The sequence below is a fragment of the Vreelandella zhanjiangensis DSM 21076 genome, assembly GCF_000377665.1.
In the GTDB taxonomy this organism is placed as follows: Bacteria; Pseudomonadota; Gammaproteobacteria; order Pseudomonadales; family Halomonadaceae; genus Vreelandella; species Vreelandella zhanjiangensis.
This window is the reverse complement of record NZ_KB898647.1, coordinates 398562-410415: the sequence shown is the minus strand read 5'-3', so window position 1 is coordinate 410415 and position 11854 is coordinate 398562. Positions and strand designations below refer to the sequence as shown.

Annotated in this window: 10 protein-coding genes; 4 read left to right on the top strand and 6 right to left on the bottom strand. The window is 57.7% G+C overall.

Going from position 1 to position 11854, the window contains the following annotated elements; genetic code table 11:
- Positions 1-3: 3 nt before the first annotated feature.
- From D467_RS0106090 to D467_RS0106080, 3 genes are all read right to left on the bottom strand, one after another.
- Positions 4-636 (bottom strand): C40 family peptidase, encoded by a 633-nt coding sequence (locus tag D467_RS0106090; RefSeq protein WP_026285632.1) that lies wholly within the window; start codon positions 634-636, stop codon positions 4-6.
- Between the two features lie 85 nt (positions 637-721).
- Positions 722-3187 (bottom strand): DUF1266 domain-containing protein, encoded by a 2466-nt coding sequence (locus D467_RS0106085; RefSeq protein WP_018916626.1) that lies wholly within the window; start codon positions 3185-3187, stop codon positions 722-724.
- A 192-nt stretch (positions 3188-3379) separates the two neighbouring features.
- Positions 3380-3622, bottom strand: coding sequence for a GlsB/YeaQ/YmgE family stress response membrane protein (locus tag D467_RS0106080; protein WP_018916625.1), 243 nt, complete (start codon positions 3620-3622; stop codon positions 3380-3382).
- Between the two features lie 129 nt (positions 3623-3751).
- On the opposite strand from D467_RS0106080, the gene D467_RS0106075 reads away from it, so the two are divergent.
- The 3 genes from D467_RS0106075 (at position 3752) to D467_RS0106065 (ending at position 7144) form a co-directional block, all read left to right on the top strand.
- Entirely contained in the window at positions 3752-4621 is an 870-nt protein-coding gene (locus D467_RS0106075; RefSeq protein WP_018916624.1) for a D-hexose-6-phosphate mutarotase, read from the top strand.
- 82 nt (positions 4622-4703) lie between these two features.
- Entirely contained in the window at positions 4704-6092 is a 1389-nt protein-coding gene (locus tag D467_RS0106070) for a YcjX family GTP-binding protein (protein ID WP_018916623.1), read from the top strand.
- On the top strand, positions 6089-7144 hold the full coding sequence (locus D467_RS0106065; RefSeq protein WP_018916622.1) for a YcjF family protein: 1056 nt from the start codon (positions 6089-6091) through the stop codon (positions 7142-7144). Before D467_RS0106070 ends, D467_RS0106065 begins: the two co-directional genes overlap by 4 nt.
- Before the next feature lie 16 nt (positions 7145-7160).
- On the opposite strand, the gene D467_RS0106060 is transcribed toward D467_RS0106065, so the two are convergent.
- Complete coding sequence (locus D467_RS0106060) at positions 7161-7970, bottom strand: Cof-type HAD-IIB family hydrolase (RefSeq protein WP_018916621.1); 810 nt, start codon at positions 7968-7970, stop codon at positions 7161-7163.
- 160 nt (positions 7971-8130) lie between these two features.
- Here D467_RS0106060 and D467_RS0106055 point away from each other — a divergent pair, with 160 nt between their 5' ends.
- Positions 8131-10071 (top strand): exoribonuclease II, encoded by a 1941-nt coding sequence (locus D467_RS0106055; RefSeq protein ID WP_040460202.1) that lies wholly within the window; start codon positions 8131-8133, stop codon positions 10069-10071.
- Between the two features lie 82 nt (positions 10072-10153).
- Here the strand turns inward: D467_RS0106055 and D467_RS0106050 are convergent, their stop codons facing one another.
- On the bottom strand, positions 10154-11332 hold the full coding sequence (locus D467_RS0106050) for an extracellular catalytic domain type 1 short-chain-length polyhydroxyalkanoate depolymerase (protein WP_026285631.1): 1179 nt from the start codon (positions 11330-11332) through the stop codon (positions 10154-10156).
- A 23-nt stretch (positions 11333-11355) separates the two neighbouring features.
- Entirely contained in the window at positions 11356-11772 is a 417-nt protein-coding gene (locus D467_RS0106045; RefSeq protein WP_018916618.1) for a ribbon-helix-helix domain-containing protein, read from the bottom strand.
- Positions 11773-11854: the final 82 nt, after the last annotated feature.

Below are 11854 nucleotides of genomic sequence, written 5' to 3'. Positions count from 1 at the left end.
CCCTCACGGCGTAAAGTTACTGCCCAAATAAGCCAGGTTGGTTGGCTCCAGCGCCCGCCGTGACTGCCAGTAATAGCGCTGCCAGTAACTGTTATTCAGACTGGAGATAATCACCCCTTGCGATGTAGACGCATGTAGAAAGTAACCATCGCCTACATAAATCCCCACATGGTTGTTGCCGGGGGGACGGAAGAACACCAGATCGCCCGCCTGCAACTCTTGGCGGTCGATCGAGCGTCCCTCATGCACCTGATCGTAAGTCGAACGGGGCAGTTCTAAATCAAACGTATCGCGAAAAACATTGCGTACCAATGCCGAACAGTCGATGCCTCCCGCTGAAGTCCCACCGATGCGGTAAGGCGTCCCGGCCCATCGCTGGTGCTGCTCCATGAGCGCTTGGCGTATAAGCGTTGGTGGAGGTGTCTGAAAACTACGTAACTGGGCAACGGAATTATTAATGGGTGACATTTGCGGGGTAGAGCCTTTTGTCATCCCTGGCAGCGTCATCGCGAAGTAATCTTCAGGGGGCTCGATCGATTGACGCGAGGAGCCTGCACAACCAGAAAGAAAAGCAACGACAACACAAACACTTACAACACGGACAGCGGTCACAGCGGGGTGTGGCAACGCAACCATGCGATTAACCTCGTACTATTATGGAAAGGGTATAAGTAATAACACGCGGTAGACTATAAGCTAGGTCGTACATGGTTGGCGAGCCTCAATGTAGTGTTCGCTGATCACCGGGCAAGGTGTCAATATGTAATGGGGCAAAATGGCGCGGCTTATTGCCTGGAAAATCGAGGCTGGCCCAGGGTCCGGCAAGAATCGGTGCCCCGCAAACCCAGGCCACCATTGCTTGGCGAAATCCCGCTAGAAAACTCTCACGTTCCGGCGTTTCGCCCATAAAAAATGAAAAACCAGCATACATGCCCGCAGCATACTCTTGCCAGCCAGCGTAGTGATCGGCAGCCAACTGATACGCGCGGTCCAATACCTCAGCAAATGCCTGATTTTCCAACCAACCAAGCTGCCGGGCAGCAATGGCCAGATCGACCAGCTGGGCAATATCCCATGCGGCCATGTCAACATCATTACAATTATCTTCATTACCCTGCACGCGGCGTAAGCGCAGCAGGTGATGACGCTCTTCCTCAGCGCAGTCACCCGATTCTAAAATGGCAATTTCAGCTTTTAGACGTTCAGGATTCAGTGTGTAGGGCGCGTAGTTGATCTGATATTCCTGGCGGTCGCCGGCATCGAGCATAAACGTCAGGAACTCCTGCATATCGGCAGCGCTGGTCAGGTGATAATGGCTCTCTACCCATTCGCGAATATCGTCACACTCGCGCGGACTTTCAAGCTGGGGCTCGCACCAGACGGCGCTATTAAGCGGCCCAACCAGCGACATGGCGGTAAAGTGCGTCAAGGTTGGCCGCCCACCCGGCTCACACCAGGCATCGTGCTGCCAGTCAAGCCAGTAAAACAGGCTGCCCGGGTCATCCAGGTGCCAGGCGATTTCATTGATCAACGAGTCGTGCTCAGGCTCAGGCAGGCAGCTTTCCCAGGCAAACCAAGCTTCCAGCAGCCGCTTGGGATTGGGGTAAAAGCGGCACAGGCAGCTGCGCAGCGCACTGGCGTAAGCAAACAGCGGCTCGCGTTCAAACAGATCGCTATCTAGGGCCATGTGCAGGTAAAAGGCGAATTTTTCCGCCATATGAATGGTCGCCGCATGGCGGCTAACGCCTTTTACGGCATTACGCTGCTTAAGCTCATCCGGCGTGGGCTGGCCAAACAGGGTTTGCGAAGGTGGCCATACGCCATGCACCGCATCGGCCGCCAACTGATTAAGGTGGTGGGCCTGGGCAGGCAGCCAATAGCGGGCCAATACCTGCGGTCCTTCATCGGCATGCAGGCCAAGCGATTCCTGCAGATAAAGTGCAGCGTCAGCGCGGCGCTGCTCATCGATAGGGGCGCCTGGATTCAGTTGGCGCAGCATGACGTCGGGTTCGCGTACCCCGGCAAGCGCCAACAGCCAGTGATGCGGCGAATTGCGCCACTGCTTAATGCGCTGCTGAGAGGCTTGGCGAGTCGAGTCGTTAAGCAGCGTCGTGGGTGGCCGCTTCCACGGGCTATGCGGGGCGTTGATCAGCAGTACGTGATGCGCATTGGGCGTCATATTGCGTCGATCAACGCCTTCAAAGAGGCCTTGTCCGCGCATATAGGCTTTCAGTATGGCGTGCCAGTCGTGGTAGCGGTGACTGATAAGATCTGCCGCGTGGCACGCCAGGTCATCCGCTTCTGCCTGGGTTAGCCAGCCGCAACAGGCGCCCGCCCAGGCAATTTCCACCAGCCGCAGCCAGTCCCACGCGGCCCATTCGAGCGGCTCGCCCTGGCTTACAAATGCATTGAGTACGGCCGCGTAGGGAGAATCTTCGATTGCATCGTGCTGCCAGGCAAGACGCTGGGCATTATCCATCGCCAGCAGCTCACGGGCCTCTATGTCCCAGCGCTGACGTTCACCCTGCGCGCTAAGCCATAGCGCTACTTCCAACAACTGCTCACGGTCGTTGATCTGCCAAATGCGCTCAAGCCACTGGCTGGCATCCGGCCAGTCAGTCTGGCTTGCCGGATAGCTGATCACCGGGCGAAACAGCGCGCCTAAGCGCCATACCTGGGCTTCAGGGGCCGTAGGCCATACCGAGGCCGGTGCCGGCAGCTGTGCCAGCGCCTGCTCAAGCATTTCCCAGGTGATACCTTCACCTTCGTTTTCGAGGGCAGAAAGCGCCTGACAGGCATCGATAAAACGATCGTCGGCGCCTATTTCCCACCCCTTGGCCCCCAGCACACGGCGCAGCTCTGAAAGCCAAGCGCGTAAATCGCTGTAGTCAGAGGTAATTCGGCGTATGACATGGTGCGCCCACGTTCTTGCCTGCTCGGCCTCAAGCCAGCCTGCCGCACCGGCCAGCGCCGACCATTCCAGGGCACCCAGCAAGCGGGCGGCCTGCCCTGTCGAGGCGCCTAACGCATGAAAGAGCTGTTCCGCCAGCTCATTACGGCTGGTAATACCCAATTGCAGCAAGCGCTGCTCTGCCGCTTGCGTATCCACCGAAAGCGGGTGCGGGGTAAATGCCCAATCACAGAGTACCAGCTGTTGGGCCCACCAGGCGTTTAACGCGTCGACCAAGAGACACCTCGAAAGCAAAAATCTACCAGCAATGCGCTAGAACAAAGCGCCTTAGTGTAACGGAAAGTGGTGCCAAGACCGATAGCTAAACCTATCTATTGTCGTAAAACCTATTGGTCTAAAACCTATTGGCCTAAAACGACGCTGCCCGGCACAGGGCCGGGCAGCAGTAACCATGTAAGCTAGTCGATGCTAAGCTTTTCTAACCTTACTAATAACCCAGAGCAGCACCACCGCCCCTACCGTCGCGGTGACCAGTGAGCCAATAAAACCGCCCGCCTGCAAACCTAATAAACTAAACATAAAGCCGCCGAGCACAGCACCTACAATACCTACGCCGATGTTACCTAGAATGCCGAAACCGCCGCCGCGCATGATGTTGCCAGCAATCCAGCCAGCTAAACCACCAATGATTAACCAAGCAATAAAGCCCATAGTGCCTCCTTGATATCCACTTACCAGGGTTTTACGTACGTGTTTTACCTACAAGTCTTGCTTGTCCTACCATAGCACACAGCGCGACAATTCTGCCTACTTTGATGCAAACCCTTTTAAGGAACGCCGATGACTCCTGATTCACTCGCTAACCTCATTGCCCAAGCAGAGGGCCAGCAAACGGCTAACTGGGAGGGACGTGACGTAGCGCTTTTCAATATGCCCTGGGGTGAACTGGCGATCAGCCTGCAAGGCGCTCAGGTGCTGCATTTTCGTCCGGCGAACGACACCGGCTGGCTGTGGACAACCCCGACACCGCAGCCTTTGCCAGACGTGATACGTGGCGGCATCCCACTATGCTGGCCCTGGTTTGCCGACGAACGTTATGCTGATGAAAGCCCTGATCGCAATGGCCCGTTCCATGGCCTGGCGCGTCAGGCGGCTTGGCGGCTGGACGCCGTCGATGAGCACGCTGAAGGCATTGAAGTGCACCTTTCCCCAGCGCAACCCTTACATAGCCAGCTCACCGCGCGCGTGGTCATTCAGGCTAATGCGCAGCGCCTAAACGTTGAGCTTATCAGTGAAAACATCGGCGATGCGCCGGTAAAAACCAGCGGCGCGCTGCATACCTATTTAGCCGTTAACGACATTCACGACTGTCGACTGGAAGGGCTGGCGGGGGCACGCTATCTGGATAAACTGCGAGACTTTGCCGAATCCGAACAGCAAGGTACCCTGGCCATCCATGGCGCCATTGACCGGATTTATCACAGCAATGAAGCCGTGATGCTTAATGATGGCGTACGCAGCCTGCGCGTTGCCAAACAGTCAAGCGACTCAACGGTCGTGTGGCATCCCAATACCGAACTACCCAGCGACACCCCAGCCGATGCGGCACGCCATTTTGTGTGCATTGAATCAGCCAATACGCGCCTTGATCCGGTATGGCTGGTGCCTGGCGCGCAGCACCTGTTAGGAACAACCCTTAGCCGCGGTTAATGAACGGTTCATTAACCTTTCGCTATGCTGTTCACTAGGCAAGCCGCTTTACGGCTTAATAATCAGATAAAGGGAATGCCAGATGCGCCAGCCGTTAAGCCGCGAACTGAGTAATCTACTGGAGCGAGGCCGGGACCGTCAGCTTCGCTTAGCGGTAACGGGGCTATCGCAAGCGGGTAAAACGGCGTTTTTAACGTCGCTGGTGAATCAGCTGCGCCACGCAGGCGTGGAAGCGCAGCTGGATCTTTTGCCCGCAGCCCGCGAAGGCCGCTTACTGGGCGCGCAGCGGCTTAATCAGCCGGACTTGGGCATCCCACGCTTTCCCTATGACCCGGGTATGGCGGCGCTGCGCGATACGCCGCCACGCTGGCCGGAGCCTACGCGCGGCATCAGCGAATTGCGCCTGCAGCTGCGCTACCGCCCGGCCCAAACCGGCTGGTTTGCACCGGACATCGCCCACTTGACGCTGGATCTGTTCGATTACCCAGGCGAGTGGCTGCTCGATTTACCGCTGCTTCAGCACGATTTTTATAGCTGGTGCCACGCCCAGCCTCTGCTGGAAGGCGAACAACGGCGCGCTTTGTTTAGCGAATGGCTAGACGCTGTTAAATCGCTGGACCCAGCGTCTGAGGCCGACGAAGCGCAGCTGGCCCACTTGGCTGAGGCCTACGCCCAGGGGCTGCGCCGTGCCAAGCAGGCGGGCTTTTCAGACCTTCAGCCAGGGCGATTTTTACTTCCCGGTGAGCTTGATGGCGCACCGGTACTGCAGTTTTTTCCGCTGTCTCATCTTGATATACCCAAAGAGATGCTCGACACCCTGCCTGACAGCAGCCTGTATGCCACGCTTGCAGCACGCTTTCGCTACTATCAGCAGCAGGTGGTACGGCCTTTCTACCGGGACCACTTTCGTCGCTTTGACCGCCAGATTGTGCTGGTCGATGTGCTTGGCGCGCTCAATGCCGGGCCCGAGCGGTTTGAGGATCTATCCCGTGCGCTGCGCCAACTGATGCAAAGTTTTGATTACGGCAAACGCAGCCTGCTGTCGCGGCTATTCGCGCCTAAAATCGATCGTTTGGCGATTGCAGCCACGAAAGCGGATCACGTCACCCCTGACCAGCATGGCAACGTGGTTCAGCTACTCGAAGCGCTGTTGGCCGAGCCGCTTAAAGACCTACGCTTTGCCAACGTGCCGGTAAAAGCGCTGTCAATTGCTGCCATCCGCGCCACCGAGGCGCGCGAGGTACTTCAAGATGGTAAACGCTCCGCCGCCTTGCGCGGCACAACGCTTGAAGGCGAAGAGGCGCTGGTTTACCCCGGCGATGTACCGAGCCGTTTACCCAACGCCGATTTCTGGAAACATCAGGGATTCGACTTTCCCAGCTTCCGCCCCATGCCCGCCACCTCGGATGCGTTAACCCATATCCGGATGGATGCCGCCATAGACTGGCTGATTGGAGATAAACTCGTATGACCGACCCTCAGCCACGGCGCAATTTTCGTCTCAACGATACGCCTGAAGCCCCTGCCGAACAGGAAGCCAGCCTGCGCCAGCGCCAGCGCTTTGAAGCAACCGACGCCCATCAGCCGCTAATCACCACCGCAGCCGAGGAGCAGGCCCTGCCGGAGACTAGCCTGGGAGCGCCGCGCAAGCGACGCTGGGGGTTGATGTTTGCCTTGGCGGGTGGCGCAACGCTTGGCACTATTGAGTTAGTCACCGGTATTCCCGAGGCGCTTTCCCAGTCCCAGTGGATGACCATGGCGTGGCAGCTGTTTGGCATCGGCCTGATTGGTATTGGCGGCATTTCAGTACTCAAAGAGCTCGGCCGACTCGGCCGTTTAAAGCGCCATGACCGGCTGCGCAGCGATCTGGCTGAACTGCCCCAAGGCTCGCCCCGCCAAGCCAGAAAAATGGCCGAGCAGCTGCGCCAACAACTCAAACTCTCAGACGACGACCCGCACTGGCAGGCCTTTCAGCGTGCCTGTCAGCCGCACCATAACGGTGAAGAAATTCAAATGCTGCTGCGCCATCATTTATTGGCACCACGCGACCGCGAAGCCCAGCGTCTGGTCACACGCATGTCGGGAGAAACCGCAATCATGGTGGCGATTAGCCCGCTGACGCTGGTCGACATGGCGCTGGTAGCATGGCGCAGCCTGGTCATGGTGGATAGGCTATGCCGCCTGTACGGGCTGGAGCTTGGCTATGCCAGCCGCCTGCGTCTTTTTCGCAACGTGCTACGCAATATGGCCTTTGCCGGCGCCAGTGAGCTTGCCACTGATGCCAGTATGGATATGCTATCGCTACATTTAGCCGGCCGGCTTTCGGCCCGAGCGGGCCAGGGGCTTGCCACCGGGTTACTGAGTGCACGCCTGGGCTTACGTGCCCAGCGGCTGTGTCGCCCGGTGGCGTTTACGCCTGAAGAGCAGCCTAAACTGGCCGATTTACGCCAGGACTTGTGGCGGCAGATCAAACGCTTGGACAAAGAACCCGCCCCTGCCGCACGGCCTCATCAAGAGCGCTAACGTAATCTAACCCAACCTAAGCGCTGACCGGCAAACCAAACCGCTCGCGCAGCAGTACCGCCACTGCCGCTTCACCATGGTGGCCTATCTGCTTCGCGGCACTTAATCGTCCCGCCATCTCTGGGTGCGAGTTGATCATAAAGTGTGGCTCGCCTACCAGGCTGAGCATTTCGACATCGTTCAGGTTATCCCCGAAGGCCAAACAGTCTTCAGGCGCGACGGAAATCCGTTTGAGCAGTGCTGAAAGCGCCACGCCTTTGTTAACACCTCCGGCCATGATTTCCAGCGAATCACTTGTCGAGTAGGTGACATGCAAAGTGTCGTCGCAGCTTTCACGGATCAGCGCCTCGATCTTGATCAGTTCTTCAGGGGCTCCGCCGTAAAGTATCTTGCCAATGCCTTCGCTGGGCATCTGGTCAGGCGGGACGACCTGGTAAACAAAGCCTGTCGCGGCATGCATTTCCAGGTGGCGAGGCGACTCCGCATCGATATACCAGGCGTCGTCCAGATAAAGGCTCAGGCGAACGCTGTCCGGGCGCGGTAATTGAATCAGTTCGGCAGCCTGCTGAGGAGCGACATGATTGGCATCCAGCAACTGATCCTCAGGGTCGTGAGTATAGGCACCGTTACTGCTGATCAGGTGGATCGGCACATCGAGCTGATCTCTGAAAACACGCATATCGGCATAGTGCCTACCGGATGCCAGCACCAGGTGATGGCCGTGGTTCACCAGCGTTCTCAATACGTCGATGGTATCTGCGTGCAAACGATGATCACGCCCCAACAGCGTGCCATCCAGATCAGAAACAATCAGCCGCGGTGTCATAGCATACTCCCTGTCAATGAAACGCTAGCTTAACCGATCCCTTTAAGGCGATGTAAAGCGCTGATCGTGAATAACCAATATCAACTTCCACGGCGGATAATTGGCGCGGCCTTCGGGAATCCGTATAGTGGCAAGCTACTCTCGCCAACTGATTGACCTCATGCTTCAGAATAATTCTATGCTTGCTCAGCTCAAGCAACAAATTCGTGATACCACCCCGCGCGCTGAAGGGGTGATTAAAGCTACCGAGAAGGGCTTTGGCTTTCTCGAAACCGACAACGGTGAATCCTACTTCGTGCCGCCCCCCGCGATGAAGCAGGTGATTCACGGTGACCGTGTGGAAGCGGTGATCCACGAAAACGGTGACAAAAAGTCGGTCGAGCCTGAAAAGCTGATCGAGGCGGGTCTTGACCGCTTTGTGGCTCGCGTGCAAAAGCGCGAAGACCGTTTGGCCGTGGTGCCCGACCACCCTTCTATCCGCAATGTGCTCAAGTCACGGATCAAGAACAGCCTGGACGAAGCCAGCATTGCCGATGGCGATTGGGTCGTTGCCCGCCTGGTTCGCCACCCGCTCAAAGAAAACGACCGCGGCTTTTTTGCCCAGATCGACGAGTTGGTCGCCAAGGCGGATGATCCCGCCGTTCCATGGCGCGTGACCCTTGCGCGTCACGCGTTGGAACAGGACTGCCCCGATGCTGGCACCGAATGGCCGCTGCACGATGAAGGTCTGACCCGCGAAGACCTTACCCAACAGCCTTTTTTCACTATCGACGGTGAAAAAACTCGCGATATGGATGACGCGCTGCACATAAGTGCCCGCCCGGAAGGCGGCTGGCAGATGAGCGTGGCGATTGCCGACCCAACAGCCTATGTGGAAGAAGGCCATGCGGCGGATCTGGAAGCCCGCACCCGCGCGTTTACGGTTTACCTGCCGGGCCAGAACGTCACTATGCTGCCCGAGCAACTGGCCGACGACCTGTGCTCGCTCTGGGAAGACAAAGAGCGCCCGGCGTTGGCCTGTACGCTGAATATCAATGCCGACGGCAGCCTGGGCGACTACCGCTTCTTCGCAGCCAATGTTAAGTCCCACGCCAAGCTTGTGTATGACCGCGTTTCCGACTGGATTGAAGGTCAAGGCGACTGGGCACCTGCCGACAACATTGCCGAGCAGCTGACCGCGCTACGCGACATGACCGAAGCGCGTACCGCATGGCGTAACGAGCACGCTCTGGTGTTCAAAGACCGCCCGGATTACGTATTCGAGCTGGATGCGGCGGGTAATGTACTAGCCATTAATACCGAAGAGCGGCGCATTGCCAACCGCATGATCGAAGAGTCGATGATTGCGGCCAATGCCTGCTGTGCGGACTTCCTGGCAAGCCATATCGGTCACGGTATCTTTAACGTGCACCGTGCGTTTGAACCGGAAAAAGCCGAAGCCGCTCAGGAGTTCCTGGCTACTCAGGAAATCGCCGTTGATCGCGAAGCGCTGACCGAGCTTGCCCATTACAAAGAGCTCAAGCGTGCGCTTGAGAGCCGTGACGATGCCTGGCTGGATGCTCGCCTGCGCCGCTTCCAGGGCTTTACCAGCATGTCCGCTCAGCCCGGCCCGCACTTTGGCCTTGGGTTACCCGCCTACGCTACCTGGACCTCGCCGATTCGTAAGTACGGCGATATGGTCAACCACCGCTTGATCAAGCGTGTGCTAAAAAGCGAGCAGGCACCGGCTGAAGCGAGCCAACAGCTCACCGAGCAGCTCACCGAGCGTCGCCGCTTGAACCGTATGGCCGAGCGTGATGTAAAAGACTGGCTCTATGTACGCTTTTTGACCCCGGCCGCGCAGAACCAGGACACGTTTGATGCCGATATCATGGCGATCAACCGTGGCGGTATGCGCGTACGCCTGTTAGCGAATGGTGCCACCGCGTTCGTTCCAGCGCCCTTGATGCATAGCGATCGCGATAAAGTCGTGATCGACGACAAAGAAGGCCGTATCCAGATCGAAGGCGAAGAACGCTACAAGCTGGGCGATAGCTTGCGCGTAGCCTTGGTGGAAGCGCGCGAAGAGACCCGCTCGCTGGTAGCCAAGCCCGCCGAATAAGCAGGCAAGGCAGGCACATAAAACGGCGGCGCCCTGGGGCGCCGCCGTTTTTTTGATCGCTTCCTTATTTGTGACGGTGCTCTTAATGATGGTGCTGCATGAAAAAGCGCAGCATCTCCTTGGAAGCATCCGGCCCTTTGGGGTCAGTGTAACTTCCTAGTGAGCTACCCCCGGCCCAGGCGTGGCCAGCCCCGTGAATGCGCCACTGCTCCAGGCGCGCCTCACCCATGGCGTCGCGATAGACCGTGCGCGTGTAGCCATGGCCGCCTGCCACGCGTCCTGCATCAACATCCCCCTTGCCCTGTGTGATGGCGTACTGCGCCGCTACGCGTTCGGCATTGCTCAGGTGAACGGTAGTGTCGCGATCACCGTGAAAGATGATCGCCGGCACGCTGGATGCCGGATGACTCCCCTGCCCTTTTACCCCGGGTGCGCCGCCCTGCATGGCGGCCAGCGCGTCAGGCAGGCTCTTGGCCACGCCGTGAGGCAGCCCGGAGTGCACACCTACGGCGGCGAAAAGTTCCGGATAGGTCATCGCCAAGGTTGTCGCCATGGCGCCGCCGGCGGAGAGCCCGGCGACGTATACCCGTGTAGCGTCAAGCTTATGGGTATCGAGTATCTCGCGCGTCATGCCCGCCAGTATCTCGGGCTCACCGCCGTCGCGCTGCTGATCGCTCGCCTTGAACCAGTTCCAACATCTGGAGCTGTTGGCACTTATCGGCTGGGCCGGATAAAGCACGCAAAACGCCTGCTCTTCGGCCAGTTGATTCATATGGGTTCCTACCGCGAAGTCATCCGGATTCTGGGTACAGCCATGCAGCATGACTACCAGCGGCATCGCCTGTCCGTGATAGCTACTCGGCAGAAAAATTTTGTAATCCCGCGCGCCCGCTCGATTGCTGAAACTGCCTGCGGTAAAGGCTCCGGGTTTAGCTTCTTCAGAACGACCAGGCGTATGACCAGGCTGCGCCATGCCTTGAAAGCTGGTCCATTTGCTGCGCCAATCGGGTGCCTCTTGGGTACGGGTGTTACGTCCAAAAGAGGGAGATTCTGCCTCAGGCTTTACGCTTGAAACTTCTTCTTTCACAAACTGACAGGTACTTTCATATACGTTACCGGGCTGAGAAGAGGCTTTTGGTGCCTGCTGACGCTTGCAACCACCCCCATCGCCCAGAAGCAGCGCCATGGCCTCCTTCAATTTTCCGGCGCGGGTAAGCCGCGTCGCTTCTTGCATTCGTTGGTTCATAGTGGCGTCGATCATTATCAATGCCCCTCTTCAAGGATTCAGTGGATGCGGTCTGCCAACGCAGCCTTCACCGCAGCGCTGGCATTTAAGGCGCCGAGCACAACTACCGATTCGATGGTAGCGGCGGCAAGCTCGGGGGTAACATCGTTTGCAATGCTGGCCATGCCCAGAACCTGAATCTGCAGCATCTCCCCCGCCGCCTGAACGGCTTCTAAATCCGAGCGACTGTAGTGCTCCAGCCCGAGTACGAAAGATTTACGCGATACGGTTTCTTTAACCACCTCGGCATGGGTTGCCAACTGATTACGGATAGCCGTACGAATCAAATCGGTTCGGTTGGAGTAAAACCCTTCCTGAACCAGCAGGTCGATCTGCCCCAGATCGATGACTCCCAAATTAATCGTGATCTTTTCGCTGGAGTCGCCAGGCTTACGGCGTAATTCATGCACGCTCATGTTTACTTCCTCAGTGGCCTTATCACAATGCAGGATAAGGCTAAAAAACCATCCTTATGGAATCCAGAAACCATCCACATGG